This is a genomic window from Gloeocapsa sp. DLM2.Bin57 (assembly GCA_007693955.1).
GTDB lineage: Bacteria > Cyanobacteriota > Cyanobacteriia > Cyanobacteriales > Gloeocapsaceae > Gloeocapsa.
Genome location: RECR01000119.1, coordinates 1 through 17,034, shown reverse-complemented (window position 1 = coordinate 17,034; position 17,034 = coordinate 1). Strand labels below are relative to the sequence as shown.

Annotated in this window: 21 protein-coding genes and 1 pseudogene; 13 read left to right on the top strand and 9 right to left on the bottom strand. The window is 39.7% G+C overall.

Going from position 1 to position 17,034, the window contains the following annotated elements:
- Together EA365_15445 and EA365_15440 are read right to left on the bottom strand one after the other, a co-directional pair.
- Window positions 1–203: pseudogene (locus tag EA365_15445) on the bottom strand (hypothetical protein).
- A gap of 1,133 nt (window positions 204–1,336) precedes the next feature.
- Window positions 1,337–2,251, bottom strand: coding sequence for a GTPase Era (locus tag EA365_15440; GenBank protein ID TVQ42360.1), 915 nt, complete (start codon window positions 2,249–2,251; stop codon window positions 1,337–1,339).
- 86 nt (window positions 2,252–2,337) lie between these two features.
- Between EA365_15440 and glcD the strand changes: the two genes are divergently transcribed.
- From glcD to EA365_15425, 3 genes are read left to right on the top strand one after another with little or no spacing between them, the layout of a single operon-like run.
- On the top strand, window positions 2,338–3,792 hold the full coding sequence (glcD, locus tag EA365_15435; protein ID TVQ42359.1) for a glycolate oxidase subunit GlcD: 1,455 nt from the start codon (window positions 2,338–2,340) through the stop codon (window positions 3,790–3,792).
- Between the two features lie 7 nt (window positions 3,793–3,799).
- Window positions 3,800–5,278 carry an apolipoprotein N-acyltransferase gene (locus EA365_15430; protein ID TVQ42358.1) on the top strand — a complete coding sequence of 493 codons (1,479 nt, stop codon included), beginning with the start codon at window positions 3,800–3,802 and terminating at the stop codon, window positions 5,276–5,278.
- A 50-nt stretch (window positions 5,279–5,328) separates the two neighbouring features.
- On the top strand, window positions 5,329–5,538 hold the full coding sequence (locus tag EA365_15425) for a transporter (GenBank protein ID TVQ42357.1): 210 nt from the start codon (window positions 5,329–5,331) through the stop codon (window positions 5,536–5,538).
- A gap of 275 nt (window positions 5,539–5,813) precedes the next feature.
- On the opposite strand, the gene EA365_15420 is transcribed toward EA365_15425, so the two are convergent.
- The 6 genes from EA365_15420 to EA365_15395 form a co-directional block, all read right to left on the bottom strand.
- Window positions 5,814–6,263, bottom strand: a complete 450-nt coding sequence (locus EA365_15420; GenBank protein ID TVQ42356.1) for a protein phosphatase — start codon at window positions 6,261–6,263, stop codon at window positions 5,814–5,816.
- A 4-nt stretch (window positions 6,264–6,267) separates the two neighbouring features.
- A complete protein-coding gene (gene arsC, locus EA365_15415) occupies window positions 6,268–6,663 on the bottom strand; it encodes an arsenate reductase, glutathione/glutaredoxin type (GenBank protein TVQ42355.1) in 396 nt (131 codons plus the stop codon).
- Window positions 6,660–7,277: an arsenical resistance protein ArsH gene (gene arsH, locus EA365_15410; GenBank protein ID TVQ42354.1), complete on the bottom strand. Its 618-nt coding sequence runs from the start codon at window positions 7,275–7,277 to the stop codon at window positions 6,660–6,662. Before arsH ends, arsC begins: the two co-directional genes overlap by 4 nt.
- Window positions 7,264–8,418, bottom strand: coding sequence for an arsenical-resistance protein (arsB, locus tag EA365_15405; protein ID TVQ42353.1), 1,155 nt, complete (start codon window positions 8,416–8,418; stop codon window positions 7,264–7,266). The genes arsH and arsB overlap by 14 nt, the downstream gene beginning before the upstream one ends.
- A gap of 125 nt (window positions 8,419–8,543) precedes the next feature.
- The gene (locus tag EA365_15400; protein ID TVQ42352.1) at window positions 8,544–8,969 is read right to left on the bottom strand and encodes a PIN domain-containing protein; all 426 of its coding nucleotides are present in this window, start codon (window positions 8,967–8,969) and stop codon (window positions 8,544–8,546) included.
- The gene (locus EA365_15395) at window positions 8,956–9,195 is read right to left on the bottom strand and encodes a hypothetical protein (protein TVQ42351.1); all 240 of its coding nucleotides are present in this window, start codon (window positions 9,193–9,195) and stop codon (window positions 8,956–8,958) included. Before EA365_15395 ends, EA365_15400 begins: the two co-directional genes overlap by 14 nt.
- A 68-nt stretch (window positions 9,196–9,263) precedes the next feature.
- Here EA365_15395 and EA365_15390 point away from each other — a divergent pair, with 68 nt between their 5' ends.
- The 10 genes from EA365_15390 (at window position 9,264) to EA365_15345 (ending at window position 16,849) form a co-directional block, all read left to right on the top strand.
- Window positions 9,264–9,743 carry a gamma-glutamylcyclotransferase gene (locus EA365_15390; GenBank protein TVQ42350.1) on the top strand — a complete coding sequence of 160 codons (480 nt, stop codon included), beginning with the start codon at window positions 9,264–9,266 and terminating at the stop codon, window positions 9,741–9,743.
- 5 nt (window positions 9,744–9,748) lie between these two features.
- On the top strand, window positions 9,749–10,231 hold the full coding sequence (locus tag EA365_15385; GenBank protein ID TVQ42349.1) for an acyl-CoA thioesterase: 483 nt from the start codon (window positions 9,749–9,751) through the stop codon (window positions 10,229–10,231).
- Window positions 10,232–10,477: 246 nt separating this feature from the next.
- Window positions 10,478–10,789, top strand: a complete 312-nt coding sequence (locus EA365_15380; GenBank protein ID TVQ42348.1) for a carbon dioxide-concentrating mechanism protein CcmK — start codon at window positions 10,478–10,480, stop codon at window positions 10,787–10,789.
- A 27-nt stretch (window positions 10,790–10,816) separates the two neighbouring features.
- Entirely contained in the window at window positions 10,817–11,155 is a 339-nt protein-coding gene (locus EA365_15375) for a carbon dioxide-concentrating mechanism protein CcmK (GenBank protein TVQ42347.1), read from the top strand.
- A 22-nt stretch (window positions 11,156–11,177) separates the two neighbouring features.
- Complete coding sequence (locus EA365_15370) at window positions 11,178–11,486, top strand: carbon dioxide concentrating mechanism protein CcmL (protein TVQ42346.1); 309 nt, start codon at window positions 11,178–11,180, stop codon at window positions 11,484–11,486.
- 35 nt (window positions 11,487–11,521) lie between these two features.
- Window positions 11,522–13,492: a carbon dioxide concentrating mechanism protein CcmM gene (locus EA365_15365; protein ID TVQ42345.1), complete on the top strand. Its 1,971-nt coding sequence runs from the start codon at window positions 11,522–11,524 to the stop codon at window positions 13,490–13,492.
- Between the two features lie 66 nt (window positions 13,493–13,558).
- Window positions 13,559–14,131 carry a carbon dioxide concentrating mechanism protein gene (locus EA365_15360; GenBank protein TVQ42344.1) on the top strand — a complete coding sequence of 191 codons (573 nt, stop codon included), beginning with the start codon at window positions 13,559–13,561 and terminating at the stop codon, window positions 14,129–14,131.
- A gap of 466 nt (window positions 14,132–14,597) precedes the next feature.
- Window positions 14,598–16,016 carry a form I ribulose bisphosphate carboxylase large subunit gene (locus EA365_15355; GenBank protein ID TVQ42343.1) on the top strand — a complete coding sequence of 473 codons (1,419 nt, stop codon included), beginning with the start codon at window positions 14,598–14,600 and terminating at the stop codon, window positions 16,014–16,016.
- A 76-nt stretch (window positions 16,017–16,092) separates the two neighbouring features.
- Entirely contained in the window at window positions 16,093–16,482 is a 390-nt protein-coding gene (locus EA365_15350; protein ID TVQ42342.1) for an RbcX chaperonin protein, read from the top strand.
- 31 nt (window positions 16,483–16,513) lie between these two features.
- Window positions 16,514–16,849 carry a ribulose bisphosphate carboxylase small subunit gene (locus EA365_15345; protein TVQ42341.1) on the top strand — a complete coding sequence of 112 codons (336 nt, stop codon included), beginning with the start codon at window positions 16,514–16,516 and terminating at the stop codon, window positions 16,847–16,849.
- Window positions 16,850–16,959: 110 nt separating this feature from the next.
- Here EA365_15345 and EA365_15340 read toward each other — a convergent pair.
- The coding region (locus EA365_15340) for an IS200/IS605 family transposase (GenBank protein TVQ42361.1) at window positions 16,960–17,034 on the bottom strand (75 nt) is incomplete at its 5' end.

The following is a 17,034-nucleotide window of genomic DNA, read 5'->3' as shown; positions in this document are numbered from 1 at the left end:
GCTCTTTCTAAGAGTGTCTTTTCATGGAGGTACTGCATTCTCGCGTTAACATCGCTGAGTTTTTGGACTTGATTAAGTAGGTTATCTAAAAATTGTCTTAAACGTTCTTGATCTTCTTCTAATCTATTTCTTTTAACGACTAGTTCCCCAATCAGATTATTTAAATTATCTAATTGTTTAATCGGAACGCGCATCGTTTGTTCTAAGCGATTCGCTTTAGCTGTTCGAGGTGATGTAGCTTTAACTGGTGGAGGTGGTAATTTTCTGGATGTAGTTAATTCTGGTTCGATGGGTTCAATTAAGCTAGGACTATTTTCAGATAATAAAGATTCTAACTCGGCAAAAACAGCAAAAGTAGTTTTTAAGGGGGGTTGTTCTAGGAGTTGCTCTAATTCGCTAAACTGTTGATAAAAATAAACTGTTTCTGTACTTGTTTGGGGTATTGCGGGGGATGGTTCGGGGGTATTTAGGTCAAATAATGTAGTTAATTGTTCTATTTCGTCTGTTTCTGCTTCTGTTGCTATTTCCTCTATTTCTTCTATTGGACCTGTTTCTGTATCATCATTACTATAAAAGTCATCAAAGAGATCTTGAATATCTTCTGCTTCTGTAGTGACAAAAAACTCTAACTCTGTTTCTGCTACTTTTTCTGATTCTAATTCTTCTAATTCTTCTAATTCTTCTTGTTCTTCTTCTCGGGAGAATAATTCGCTCAACTCAGCAGCTGCGTCTTGATCACTAGGTATGGTACGATTGGGGTCTAATTCTACGGGTATTTCTGCGGGTTGAGGTCGTGAAACTTTTTGTGTTTCCCAGGGATCTGCTGTGTAAGTAGCTTTATCTTGTTCTTCTTGCCAACTGGTGTCAAATTCTTCCCAGGTTGCTTCCCTAGGAATAGTTTTCTTCATTGGTGGGGTAGCTAAAGCCTGTAGTTGTTTACTAGCTGTAATATTTTCGGTGTTGCCTTGGGCGATTAATTTTCCTGCTTCTTGGACTTCCTTGATAATCATCTTTCCACAGGGCAGGTAGGCGTTTTCGGGATTACCAATGGCTGAAATAGCTACAGTTAAGAGCTTTACCCATGCTGTTAAGTTGGCTTTTTTCCCCATATTCAGGAGTTCCTGACAATGTCCCTTAAATTGACTACGGGTTGCGGGTGTATCGCTTTGTTTGATTGTTTGCAACATTTCCCGTAACTGTAGCAATACCTGTCTATAAAAATTTTGGTAGAATGCTTGATTTTTCACGGCTAGTTACGCTCTTAACCTTTGATTGTTGAGAATCTTCCCGAGTCTTCCCCAGGTTATGAAGATAATCTATTATAGATACAGTTTAGCTATTTTTCTACTTGATATCCTAATTCTATCAATTGTCTTTGGGATTGACGCCACATTGGCTCTACTTTAACAAATAGTTCTAGGTAAACTTCTCCTTCTATTAACTTGGTAATTTGTTCTCTAGCTGCTGTGCCAATAGCTTTGAGCATACTTCCCCCTCTACCAATAATTATACCTTTTTGTGATTTGCGCTCTACGTTAATAGCGGCGTAAATTTTTGTTACTTTGGCTTTTGGTTCGATTTTTTCGATGACTATAGCTACAGAGTGGGGGATTTCCTGACGAGTTAAATAGAGGATTTGTTCTCTAATTAATTCTGCCATAATCATACGCTCTGGCATATCGGTTACTAGTTCGGGTGGATAATAGTAAGGACCATAGGCTAATTTATTGATTATTAGAGACTGAAGTTCGTTTAATCCTGTACCGTTTAGGGCTGATAATTTCACTACTTCCCAATTTTGGACTAAGTCTAGATAACTTGCTGCTGTATCGGTGGCTAGGTCTGATTTATTGAGTCCTAAGATAATTGGTGTAGGGTTATCCGTTAGTAATTCGGCGATATAACGATCGCCGTTTCCTACTTTAACAGAACTATCCACTAAAAATAAGATCACATCTACTAGGGCGATCGCGTGTTTGGCGTTTTGGACGATTACTTTTCCTAATTCGTGGTGGGGTTTATGAATTCCTGGTGTATCGATAAAAATTATTTGTTCTGTAGGAGTCGTCAGGATTCCTTTGAGACGATTACGGGTAGTTTGGGCTACAGGAGAGGTAATGGCTATTTTTTGTCCTACTAATTGATTGAGTAGAGTAGATTTTCCTACGTTAGGACGACCTATAATCGCGACGAATCCTGATTTAAATCCGGGGGGTGGGGTGGGAATTGTACCTAGGGAAAATTCATTCATGTATATGTTGAGAAATTATGCTTATGTGTGTTATTCATAACAAAATTTTCGTTAAAATAAAACCAATGTTGCCCCCCTATTGAGAAATGATTCTTCAGAATAAACTTAATTGGCGATCGATAAATAAAGAATTTGAACGCATACTTGGTCAAGATGGCGTAGTCAGACGTAAAGAAGAATTATTAACCTATGAATGCGACGGTTTAACCAGCTACCGTCAAAGACCTGGTATAGTTGTTTTACCTAAAACTACAGAGCAAGTAGCAGCCATAGTTAAATTATGCCATGAGCAAGGCATTCCTTGGGTAGCTAGAGGTGCGGGAACAGGATTATCAGGAGGTGCTTTACCCGTAGAAGATTGCGTCTTAATCACCACTGCGCGCATGAAACAGATAATTAAGGTAGATCTAGAGAATCAAATAGTTATCGTACAACCAGGAGTAATTAACAATTGGGTAACCCAAGCGGTAAGTGGAGGGGGATTTTATTACGCACCAGATCCATCGAGTCAGATAATTTGTTCTATTGGTGGTAACGTCGCGGAAAACTCAGGAGGTGTACATTGTCTCAAATATGGAGTCACCACGAACCATGTTTTGGGCTTAAAATTAGTTATCCCCGATGGTTCAATAGTAGATGTAGGAGGAGTTATCCCCGAAACTCCAGGTTATGATTTAACGGGATTATTTGTGGGATCTGAAGGAACGTTGGGTATCGCTACAGAAATAACCTTACGTGTCTTAAAAACCCCTGAAGCTATTTGTGTGGTCTTAGCAGATTTTGATAGTATAGAAGCAGCAGGAGCAACAGTAGCAGCGATTATAGGCTCAGGAATTATCCCCGCGGGTATGGAAATCATGGATAATTTGAGTATCAACGCGGTAGAAGATGTAGTAGCTACGGGTTGCTATCCTAGAGATGCAGAGGCTATTTTACTGGTAGAATTAGACGGATTAGAAGTAGAAGTAGCTAGCAACAAAGAGAAAATTGCCAGTATTTGCCGAGAAAATGGCGCTAGAAGCGTTACTAGCGCTAAAGATGCCGAAACTCGCCTAAAAATGTGGAAAGGACGTAAAGCAGCTTTTGCAGCTGCGGGTAAAATTAGCCCTAATTACTTTGTTCAAGATGGAGTAGTACCACGTACTCAGTTAGTAAAAGTGCTCAGGGAAATTAATGCTTTAAGTCAAGAATATGGCTATCGAATCGCTAATGTCTTTCACGCAGGAGACGGTAATTTACACCCTCTGATTCTCTATGATAACTCTGTACCTGGTGCTTGGGAAAGGGTAGAAGAATTAGGGGGAGAAATCCTCAAACTCTGTGTTAAAGTTGGGGGAAGTATTTCAGGTGAACATGGCATAGGTGCAGATAAAAACTGCTATATGAGTGATATGTTTACTCAGACGGATTTAGAGACTATGCAATACGTGCGCACCGTCTTTAATCCTCAAGGATTAGCTAATCCTGGTAAAATCTTCCCAACACCCCGTACTTGTGGAGAAAGCGCTAGAAAGGAAATTCCAGGGGTACCCGTATTTTAGGTTGATAATGGGCAAAATCTTATTAGCTTTTGGGGGTGGGTTATTAATGGGTTTAGCACCCGCACCCCTAGACATGTGGTATCTCCCTTGGATAGGTTTGATTCCTCTCTGGGTATTGTTGAGTCAAGAAAAAAAACCTAGTCTTTTACTTCCTTTGGTTTGGGGTGTGGGTTATCACGGGGTAGCTATTTTCTGGATAACGGGAATTCATCCCATGACTTGGTTAGGGGTTGATTGGTGGAGTAGTTTACTCATTGCGCTGATTTGTTGGTTATTTCTAACGGCTTGGGGTAGTGCTTTGGTGTTGCTTTGGGGGATAGGTTTTATCTATTGGTTACGGGTTAATTTTCTGACTAGATTATTGGGTGGAGTAGCTTTATGGTGTGCTTTAGAATCTGTCTGGAGTTTGACTCCTCTGTGGTGGACTACTCTTGCTTATACTCAAAGTCCTACTAATTTGATTATCCTACAATTGGGTCAATTTTCTGGGACTACTACGGTTACCGCAGCAATTGTCGCTGTGAATGGTTTGTTAGCAGAAGCTTTTCTTTATCGATGGTGTCCACAGTTTTTAATAGCAGGTTTATCTTTATTTATTATGCTCCATGGTTGGGGTTTTTGGCTCTCTCAAGCACCTGATACAGCAGTTGGAGAGGAAACCCTTAAGGTGGGAATTATTCAAGGGAATATCCCTAATGAAATTAAATTGTTTTCTCAAGGTTGGTATCAGGCGATCGCGGGTTACACTGCAGGTTATCAAGAGTTAGCTAATCAGGGAGTAGATATCGTCTTGACTCCTGAAACTGCTTTACCCTTTGAGGTGTCAGAAACATTTTATAACGCTATTATTGGTGAGGGTGTACCAGTGTGGTTGGGAACTTTTACTAAGGATGAACAACAATACTTTAATAGTCTGTTAACTATTACTGGTACAGGAGAAATTTACAGTCGTTATGATAAGGTTAATTTAGTACCCCTAGGAGAATATATCCCTCTACAGAATATCTTTGGTGCGTGGATTAATCGTCTCTCTCCTCTCAATGCGGTTTTAACTCCAGGAAACCCTAATCAGTTGTTAGATACTCCTTTGGGTAGGGTAGCAGTGGGTATCTGTTATGATTCTGCTTATGGGGAACATTTTCGCCGTCAAACATCTCAAGGGGCGATCGCCATTATTACTGCTGCTAATAACGCTCATTATAGTATAGCTATGCCCGCTCAACATCACGCTCAAGACGTGCTCAGAGCTATAGAAAGCGATCGCTTTTTGGCTAGAGCTACTAATACGGGAATTAGTGCTATCATCGACAATCGAGGTCGCACCTTATGGCGATCGGGTATTAATACTTATGAAATATCAGCTCACTCTCTAAGTTTAAGACATACCAAAACTCTTTACGTGCTTTGGGGAGATTGGTTGACTAAGCTTTTGGTTGTTTTAGCGATCATCACAAGAGTTTTTGTCAAATTTAAGACAAAATTTTAGCCATTAAACTGGCATAATGTTAAAAGTTCTTGCTTAGATGGTCAGAAAAAATGAAAATTAGTACTCGTAACGTAATTAAAGGAAAAGTTCTTAAGGTTGAAATTGGTGCAGTTAACGCTGAAGTCACTTTAGAAATTGCCCCTGGAGTTGAATTAACTGGAGTTATTACGAAAACTTCTGCTGAAAATTTAAGTTTAGCAGCAGAAAAAGAAGCTTATGCTCTAATCAAGGCTACTGATATCATGTTTGCAATAGACTAGGGTTGTTTGACACTTAGATTTTGAGGGAATAAGGAATAGGGAAGAGAGGGGAGCTTCTGAGCAGGGAAATGAAGAATGTAGAATGCGCGAATTAATTATTTTTTCGCGCACTCGGAATAACTCCTCACTCCTCACTCTTTATAGGGAATAGGTTAAAACTGTCCTAATCGTTATTTTTTTAGCCATTTTTAAGCTTGCCCTTAAGACATCAGTCTGCGTCCTCCGAGTCTTTTTGACATATTCTCGGAGTATCTTTAATTCTTATTCTTCTAATCTTAAACTAAATTTTCACGTAAAGAAGTTAAAAAATTAATTTGTGCTTCTCTTAATTCAGCTGTAGGACGAACTTTTTGGATCCCGGCGATCGCTTCAGAGGGGTTTTCTCCTTTAACTACTAAATAAGCGGCTAATAAAGTTCCTGTGCGACGATTCCCACTGGTACAATGGACGATTACTGGTTCATTTTTAGCCAAAATCGGATCAGCAAAAGTGACAAAATCTTTGACTTGTTCAACAGTTGGCGCTTTTCCCCCAATAATCGGTAACCATAAAGCGGCAAAACCCATCTCAAGGTATTCTTTGATACCTGAAGGTTCATCCATTACTGATACTATCCCCCTTATACCTGCTTCGTACAATAGAGATAAATCTTTTAGAGGTGGTCGAGACATTCCTCCTAGAAGGTGGGGTTTTACCCACCAAAGATAATCGGGATATTTACTCATTTATTTAACTTAGTTTAGTAATTAATACTTCGACTCTCTCCTTGACTTCGTCGCGAACCCTTCTAAAGGTATCTAGAGGTTGTCCATCAGGATCGTCTAATTGCCAATCCTCAAAAATTTCCCGTAAAATCCAACCTTCAGGCAGACTTACTCCACAACCACACAGGGATATAACAGCGTCGTAATCTTCTGCTTGAAAATCACTAATGGGTTTAGAAGTTTGATCGCTGATATCAATACCGATTTCCTTCATTACCTCGATCGCCGTGGGATGTACCCGAGAAGCTTCTAAACCACAGCTGGTTACCCCAATCTTATCTTTACCGAGGGTTTTAGCAAATCCTTCCGCCATTTGGGAACGACAAGAGTTTTTCTTACAAGCAAACATGACTTTTTTCATTTTACACCTTCTTTTTCTTTTCTCTCGCTATAGCGATCGGTTAAATAATCGACTTTGTCACGTAACAACAGAGTAAACTTATACAACTCCTCCATCACATCAACTACCCTATCTCGATAGGGTGAATCCTTCATCGTTCCGTCTTCGTGAAATTCTTGATAAGCTTTCGCTACCGAAGATTGATTAGGAATGGTAAACATGCGCATCCACCGTCCTAAAATACGCATATTATTAACCGCATTAAAAGACTGTGAACCACCACTGACTTGCATTACTGCTAAAGTTTTACCTTGAGTAGGACGAACTGAACCAATATTCAAAGGAATCCAGTCTATTTGGTTTTTGAGAATACCTGTCATATTCCCGTGCATTTCCGGTGATGACCAGATTTGACCTTCTGACCATTGACTTAGTTCTAATAACTCTTGTACTTTAGGGTGAGAATCGGGGACTCTTCCCCTTAAGGGTAAGTCGTGAGGGTGGAAAAACTTTACTTCAGCACCTAAATCAGTGATAATTCTAGCTGCTTCTTCAGCGACTAAACGACTATAAGATCGCTCACGCAATGAGCCGTATAAGCATAAAATACGGGGAGGATGATTAAAATCGGTCATTACAATTAGTTAAACAACGTGGATCAAGGAGGGTTGCTTTTTCTGGTTCACGGGGAAACCAAAAGGCTGTTTTTTTACAGACTTCTACTAACATCAACATCACGGGAACTTCGATTAGTACCCCAACTACTGTCGCTAAAGCTGCACCTGAATTTAAACCAAATAAAACTACCGCTGTAGCTATTGCTACCTCAAAATGATTACTAGCACCAATCAAAGCAGCAGGGGCCGCGTCTTCATAAGAGATTTTTAACTTTAAAGCAACTACATAGGTTATGAAAAAGATAAAATTGGTTTGGATAAACAAGGGAACAGCGATTAAGAAAATATGGAGGGGGTTTTCAATGATTAAATCACCTTTGAAAGCGAATAACAGGATTAAGGTTAATAATAATGCTGTAATCGCTATGGGGTTGAGATATTGTAAAAACTTAGTCTCAAACCAAGCCCTACCCTTATTTTTAAAAATCCATTGACGACTGTACATACCCGCAGCTAAAGGTAATCCTACATAAATTAATACCGATAAAACGATGGTTTGCCAAGGTACAGTTAAATTATTAGCTGATAGTAACCATTGTCCTAATGGCGCGTATAAAAATAACATCGCTAAGGAGTTAACCGCTACCATCACTAGAGTATGACCTTGATTAGCATAGGATAAATACCCCCACATCAACACCATCGCTGTACAGGGTGCAATACCTAAAAGGATACATCCTGCTATGTAGGAATTAGCCATAGTAACCTCTGTACCCCTAATTATCTCTGTATTGCTTAATAAGGGTAAAAACAGCCAACCTAAGAAAAACTGCGCAAAAGCTACCATCGTAAAAGGTTTAATTAACCAGTTAATCACTAGAGTTAAAATCACTGGTTTTGGCGCTTTAAACGCTTTTTTAGCTTGGGTAAAGTCAATTTTGACCATGATGGGATACATCATAAAAAATAAGCAGATAGCGATAGGAATGGAGACGTTATAGATACTCATCGCGTCTAAACTTCTCGCTACTCCAGGAAAGAGACGACCTAGAATGATTCCTATGACTATACATAAAGCTACCCAAAGAGTTAGGTATTTTTCAAAGAAGCTGAGAGTACCCCCCGCTTTTACTGCTTGGGGATTAATTTGATTAGTCATACTGGTTAAAGATACCGACTCTTTTAATATATCAAAAAAATTTGATATGTCAATATGATCGACTTAAAAGAGGGCGATCTGCCGAAGGCAGCGCTACGCGAACCCTTAACTCCGATGTCGAATTTTTAAAGATTATCCTCAAATAAGTTTTGAAAAGGTTTGGTATTTTTCCAGCGATAGGTATTAAAGTCTCGACAATCAATAGAGAGAATACGACCATCTTCAAGTTCTTCTGCTAGAATAACCAAAGAAGCGTCAGTTAAGTCTATCGGTAAATCTCGATATTTTTGCATGAGTTCTTCTATTCGTGGACAGTGACTTGGTTTGAGGTCAAATATTATTAATGTTCCCCTAGAAATTTTATTAATAAAAACTTTTTGAGCATCTACACCAACCCTTTTTTGTAATAAATAACAAGTTTCTGTGACGACACACCAAGTTGTGATAAAATTTTCTTGAGCTAAACTTTGAAATAAATTTTTAGCCCTTTGATGATAATTATCTTTTTTGTTAGCAAGAGCCAACCAGAAACCTGTATCAACGATAATCATATTTTTCGTCAAGTTCATTTTTTAAGTAGGTTTTATAGTTGGTGGATAAATCTGTTTCAGCTTCAAAATAACCGATAAAGTCTGACCAATCTTCTAAAGAAGTTTCTAAAGTCTTTTTAGACTCTGATAAATAGCGTTTTTGCAAAATCTCCACCAAGTCAAAAATAGTCTGTTGTGCCTCAGGAGGTAAAGCAGCGATTTCTTGTTGAATATTGTCTAAATTCATGGTAAGTTAGGTTTAATTTGCTTTAAGATTATTATAAATTCAATTGATAAGTTAGATTACTAAATAAGATGACTTTTTATTATTTTGCCTATGGTTCTTGTATGTGTCATATTGATTTAACTAGAACTATGGGAGAAGATATGTATAAGTATTTAGTGGGAACAGCAATTCTTACAGGATATCGTCTCAGATTTAGTCGCTTCTCTGTTAAGCGTCAATGTGGAGTTTTAGATATTATCCCTGATCATCAACAATTAGTCGAAGGAGTGTTGTATAATCTACCGCAAAGATTCAGTGTCGAGCTAGATAAGAGAGAAGCAGTATTTCAACAAGGTTATCGTCGAGAAATTATCCGAGTTAATAGTCAAGAGAAAATATATCATAATGTTCGTACCTACGTTGTAGTTAATAAACTAAATCAAGAAATTGCTCCTAATCAGAACTATTCTGATACTGTGATAAGAGGGGCCATTAGTGCAGGACTTTCTCAAACATATTGTCAACGATTATCAGCACATATGGCTCAATTGCAGCGCCAAAAAGCTTAATTATTATGGAAAAACCTCAATTACCAGCAACAGAAGCGATCGCCTCAGATCCAGGGTTAAAAACCAGTACAGACAATTGGTTTGAATATCCCATTAGGGTTTATCCCCATCATACCGACTACGCCGGGAGAGTCTGGCATGGAACTTATTTAACTTGGATGGAAGCAGCTAGAGTAGAATGTTTATTATCTAATGGTATTGATTTTGCCGAATTAGTCAACCTAGGTTGTGATTTGCCCGTAATTGATTTAGCCATCAGATATCATCAACCCTTAGGTATGGGAATGAATGCGATCGTCAAAACCCGCATGAAAGAGATTACAGGAGTACGCATTCATTGGGACTACAAGATTCAATCTGTTGACACAGAACAAACTTATCTAACCGCTAGAATAACCCTAGTAGCGATAGATAGAGAAAAAGGTAAAATTTTACGTCAACTTCCCCCCGCTGTGAAAACCGTGTTATTGCAACTACAAAAATCGTAGTATTAATTTTCGTAAACTATAGGATTAAAAAATATCATAATAATTTATATTGTCAAATGCGCCATTGTTCCCTATGCTTTTGTTAGAGAGTTATCTATAGCAGCATTTTTTTAGCTCAGAGTAATTGTAACTTTGGTTAGATACTTCTGACATTCTCAGCTAGGAAAATTAAAACAGATAACTACTAAACTTCAGCAAAAAATACACAAAAAAATTAGCAGAATAAACTTGAGGAAGTAAAAAAAAATGTCCATTGCCGTAGGAATGGTAGAAACCCTAGGTTTCCCAGCCGTAGTAGAAGCAGCAGACGCCATGGTTAAAGCAGGCAGAGTAACCCTAGTGGGCTACGAAAAAATTGGGACAGGAAGAGTAACGGTCATCGTTAGAGGCGACGTTTCTGAAGTACAAGCCTCAGTAGCAGCAGGAATAGAAGCAGCTAACCGCGTCAATGGTGGTGAAGTACTTTCAACTCATATCATTGCTCGTCCTCACGAAAACCTAGAATACGTTCTACCCATTCGCTACACCGAAGAAGTTGAACAATTCCGTTCATATTAACCCATTTTAATTTAGGAGTAGTTATTTATGTCAATCGCAGTAGGAATGGTAGAAACTCTAGGTTTCCCCGCCGTAGTAGAAGCAGCAGACGCTATGGTCAAAGCAGCTAGAGTAACCCTAGTAGGTTATGAAAAAATCGGCACAGGAAGAGTAACCGTCATCGTCAGAGGGGACGTTTCCGAAGTACAAGCCTCAGTAGCAGCAGGAATAGAAAGCGTCAAACGAGTAAATGGTGGAGAAGTACTCTCAACCCATATTATCGCTCGTCCTCACGAAAACCTAGAATACGTTCTACCCATTCGCTATACCGAAGAAGTCGAACAGTTTCGAGAAAGCGTTAACCCCCGTCCCCTAGGCAGATCGTAATCTAAAATAACGACAAAAGCTAATGCAAATTGCCAGAGTTATCGGCACAGTGGTCAGCACTCATAAAACCCGTAGTCTTATAGGTGTTAAATTATTACTAATACAGTACGTTGACGCCGAAGGAGAACTGCAAGACAAATACGAAGTAGCAGGAGACACCGTAGGAGCGGGTGTTAATGAGTGGGTATTAGTAACTAGAGGAAGTGCTGCCCGTCAAGACGAAGGACAGGAAAAAAGACCTCTAGACGCTATGGTAGTCGGAATTATTGATACTGTCACAGTTGCTAATGGACTGCTATATAGCAAAAAACAGTACGAGTATCCAGTTTAATCAATTTTGTTCATATATACAATTTCGGAGGAATAGTGTTAGTAGAAGTCCTCACTACAGCAGCACCACCTACCCCTTGGTCAAAAGATTTAGCAGAACCACGGATAGATCCTAGTGCTTATGTCCACTCATTCTCTAATCTGATTGGAGATGTTTATGTAGGACCAAACGTCTTAATCGCCCCTGGTACATCAATTAGAGCCGATGAAGGTAGCCCCTTTTATATCGGTGAAGGTACTAATATCCAAGACGGGGTAGTCATTCACGGACTAGAACAAGGTCGTGTTATCGGAGACGATCAGCGAGAATATTCAGTCTGGATCGGCAAAGAAACCTGTATTACCCATATGGCACTAATTCATGGACCGGCTTATGTGGGTGATTTTTGTTTTATTGGGTTTCGTTCCACAATCTTTAACGCCAAAATAGGTGATGGTTGTATCATTATGATGCACGCCTTGATCCAAGATGTAGAAATTCCCCCTGGAAAATACGTCCCTTCAGGTGCAGTTATTACCAATCAACAACAAGCAGATCGCCTACCTGATGTACAAAGTAGCGATAAAAATTTTGCTCACCACGTTGTCCAAATCAACGAAGCCCTCAGAGCAGGTTATCTCTGCGCGGCTAATGTCGCTTGTATCAACCCCATCAAAGAAAAACTAGAAAATAAAGAAAGTAAGGGAAATATGAGTTTAAATGGAGACACCCGCGACCAAGTACGCAATCTCTTGGCTCAAGGATGTAAATTAGGTATAGAATACGCCGATGAGCGTCGCTTTAAAACTAAATCTTGGTTAAGCGCTTCTACCCTACAAGGGCAACGTGAAGACCAAGTAATGCAAGAGTTACAGCAAGTACTTAGAGAATACGAAGGACAATATGTACGCTTAATTGGTATTGATCCTCAACAAAAACGTCGCGTTGTAGAACTGATTATTCAACGCCCAGGTGAAACAGTTAGTAACCTTAACAGTTCTAGCTATCAAGCGCCTAGCCCTAGTAATTATAGTAATACTAACTCTGGTCATAACCTTAATAATGATTTGAGTGCTCAGGTGCAATCTTTCCTACAACAAGGTTGTCAATTAACCCTAGAGCACGCCGATAAACGTCGCTTCAAAACTAAGTCATGGCTCACCGTAGGTACTTTAACTAGTAATACAACAAGCAAAGTCAGGCAAGAACTACAAGCTAATCTACAAAGCTATACGGGTGAATACGTTCGCTTAGTCGCAGTAGATCCTCAAGCTAAACGTCGTGTAGCTGAAATAATAATTCAACGTCCCGAAGAATCTTTTAACCAAGTAACCACTACTCACTCTCAACCAAGTTATCAAGCTAGCAGTTCTTCCTATAGTGGCAATAGTAGCAGTTCTGGTTTAGATAGTGAAACTATTAACCAAGTACGTAACCTCCTGGCTCAAGGTTACAAAATTGGGACAGAACACGCCGATAAACGCCGTTTTAAATCCCAATCTTGGCATAGCTGCGCTCCTATCGACAGTCAAAGAGAATCAGAAGTAATTTCCGCCCTAGAAGCTTGTTTGCAAGAACATCAAGGAGAATACGTGCGTTTAATCGGTATCGATACTCAACAAAAACGCCGAGTCTTAGAAAGCATTATTCAACGTCCCGACGGTAATAATGGTACTACTGTAGCTCAAAGCCAACCAACCTCAACTCCTACTACCGAAGTCGAAACCAATAACTATAGCAATGGTAATGGTCATAGTAATGGTAGTACATTAAATGGCGAGATAGTTAACCAATTACGCAATCTGATCTCTCAAGGTTATACCATTGGGACAGAGCACGCCGATAAACGTCGCTTTAAATCCCAATCTTGGCATAGCTGTGCTCCCATTGAAAGTCAAAGAGAATCAGAAGTAATTTCCGCCCTAGAAGCTTGTTTGCAAGAACATCAAGGGGAATATGTACGTTTAATTGGTATTGATACCAAACAAAAACGCCGCATTCTTGAAACCATTATTCAACGTCCCTAGGGTTTCTTGGCGGAAGTCAACTATGGTCGTGATTTCCGCTACTAGTTTTTTACCTAAATCCAGATGATGTATTTGCCCTCTGTGCAACCAATCCATCACCAAGATATATATATTAACGGTGATGTCTATATAGATCCTCAAGCAATTCTTGCTCCTGGGGTAATTTTACAAGCAGCTCCTGATAGTCGCATAGTTATTAAAGCAGGTGCTTGTCTGGGAATGGGAACAGTTCTCAACGCTTATCAGGGGACTATCGAAGTCGAAGCAGGGGTGGTATTAGGTCCTGGTGTCCTGATTATTGGTAATTGTCAAATAGGCTCTAATGCTTGTATTGGTACAGCTAGTACTGTTATAGATACCAAAATTGAATCTAAACGGATGATACCTCCTGGCTCTCTAATCGGCGATCGCTATAGTCGTCAGGATCTAGATCCTTCTCCCACCCTGGAAACTGAATTACCAGAAACAAAAGAAACTACCCCAGAATATACCGAGCCAATAATTGTTGAAGAGACAGAATCAGAGTCTCAGACAACCTCTCCAACTCCTGATTCTCCTGTGATCGGTGAGGTTTATATTAATCAATTGCTCTTAACTCTTTTTCCAGAAACTAGAAATTTAGGCAATTCTAAAAAATAGTTAGATCATTTTGCTTGAGTAAGTATTCACTCAGAAAATGTTAATTAATATTAAGCAAAAATAAACAACAGCTAATAAAGGCTCTAATTAGCTGTTGGTGACGTTTTGCTAAAATCAGAATGATTAGGAAAATTAATATAAGCTAACAAAAAACTGTATCTAAAAAATAAAAAATTTTTGCTGATAAAGTTTCAATTCATGTTATTATAAAAACGCGAAAATAAAAAACGTCAGAAATATAGAGGCTCAAAATCTTTATAGTAATCCGCGCGCTTGACGCAACTTGTTCTCAGTTTGTGTGGAGTTAGTGCGATAGTTGACAAAAAATCTGACAGTCTGTGTCAATCAGATTGAAGATACAACTACAATTCGTAATTGGCGATCAAACAAATCGCCAAGGCTTCTAAAACAGAAGAATAGCAAATAACTAAGCAATCAGCCTTGAGTAGATGGAGGAATTAACCTAATGGTGCAAGCAAAATCAGGTCCTAGCTTTAAAGCAGGGGTACAAGACTACAGACTAACCTATTACATGCCAGACTATACTCCCAAAGATACAGATATTCTGGCAGCATTCCGTGTAACTCCTCAACCAGGTGTTCCTCCCGAAGAAGCAGCAGCAGCAGTAGCAGCTGAATCTTCCACAGGGACTTGGACAACAGTATGGACTGATAACTTAACCGATCTAGATCGTTACAAAGGTCGTTGTTATGATATCGAGCGCATCCCTGGAGAAGACAACCAATTCTTCTGTTTTATCGCTTATCCTTTAGACTTGTTTGAAGAAGGCTCAGTAACCAACCTGTTAACCTCACTCGTAGGTAACGTATTTGGATTTAAAGCTCTTAAAGGTCTCAGATTAGAAGACTTACGTATTCCTGTAGCTTACCTCAAAACCTTCCAAGGACCTCCCCACGGTATCACCGTAGAACGTGATATTCTCAATAAATACGGTCGTCCTCTCTTAGGTTGTACCATCAAACCTAAATTAGGTCTCTCCGCTAAGAACTACGGTCGTGCTGTCTATGAATGTTTGCGCGGTGGTTTAGACTTCACTAAAGACGACGAAAATATTAACTCTCAACCCTTCATGCGTTGGCGCGATCGCTTCTTATTCGTAGCAGAAGCAGTACACAAAGCTCAAGCAGAAACCAACGAAATCAAAGGACACTACCTCAACGTTACCGCGGGTACTTGTGAAGATATGCTAGAGCGTGCAGAGTTCGTTAAAGAACTAAAAATGCCAATTTTGATGCACGACTACTTAACTGGTGGCTTCACCGCTAATACCACCCTATCTAAATGGTGTCGTCGCAACGGCATTTTAATGCACATTCACCGCGCTATGCACGCTGTTATTGACCGTCAGAAGAACCATGGTATTCACTTCCGCGTACTGGCAAAATGTTTACGTATGTCTGGTGGTGACCACTTACACTCTGGTACAGTTGTAGGTAAACTAGAAGGTGAACGCGGTATTACCATGGGCTTTGTTGACCAAATGCGCGAAGACTATGTAGAAGAAGATCGCTCTCGCGGTATTTTCTTCACCCAAGATTGGGCTTCCATGGGTGGAGTTATGCCTGTAGCGTCTGGTGGTATTCACGTTTGGCACATGCCTGCTCTCGTAGAAATCTTCGGTGACGACTCCTGTTTACAATTTGGTGGTGGTACTCTTGGTCACCCTTGGGGTAACGCTCCTGGTGCTACCGCTAACCGTGTTGCTCTTGAAGCTTGTATCCAAGCTCGTAACGAAGGTCGTAACCTCGCTCGCGAAGGTAATGATATCATCAGAGAAGCAACTCGCTGGTCTCCTGAATTGAAAGTAGCTTGCGAACTCTGGAAAGAAATTAAATTCGAGTTTGACGCAGTAGATACACTCTAACCTAGAACTAGTTGTTAGTTTTAAAATTGAAAGACTAACAACTATATTATGTGTCCATCTGGACAAGTAGGGCTGAATGTATCCAAAACAAATCGCCACCGAAACAGCAAAAGTTTTACAAAGTTATCTGACTTACCAAGCGGTCAAAACCATTATCGCTCAGTTATCAGAAACTAACCCCTCTATGGCGCTTTGGCTCACCGAATACTCTTCGGGAAATAAAATGCAAGACGGAGAAGCCTATATAGAAGGACTGATGCTAGAACATAAAGACCTGGTGATGCGCATCTTGGCAGTAAGAAGAGATTTAGCTGAACAAATCCTAGATTTTCTCCCAGATATGGTACGTCAAAATCTAGAACAATCTAGTTTAAATAATCGTCGCCAACTTTTAGAGCGTCTAACTCAGTCTCTCCCCTCTGATTGCGATACATTTCCCGACCATAATTATCCCGAATCAGATTAAAATTTACCAATTTACTAGGAAATCTGTACTCATGAAAACATTACCAAAAGAACGTCGTTACGAAACTCTATCCTATTTACCCCCCCTCACTGATCAGCAAATTACTCGACAAATTGAGTATATGCTAGAACAAGGTTATATCCCCGCGGTTGAGTTTGAAGAAAACCCCGAACCCACCGACCACCACTGGACACTCTGGAAATTACCTTTATTTGAAGCTCGTAGTTCTCAAGACGTCTTAAACGAAGTTCGTGAATGTCGTTCTGAATATCCTAACTACTATATTCGTGTGATTGGTTTTGATAACATTAAACAATGTCAAACCGTTAGCTTTATTGTTCACAAACCAGGTAGCGCTCGTTACTAAATTATAGTTGGCTCTGTGGATACCCCCTAAAAAGGGGGTCTTTTTTTTAGCTTAACCGCGAGAAGCCTCAAGCTTTATTTTCTCAAATAAGCGTGAGATGAATCGCGTCCTTATTTTATTTCATCTTGATTCTGTATATAAGTTTTAAGGGTTGAAATAGTAACACCACCACAACTAGCCACAAA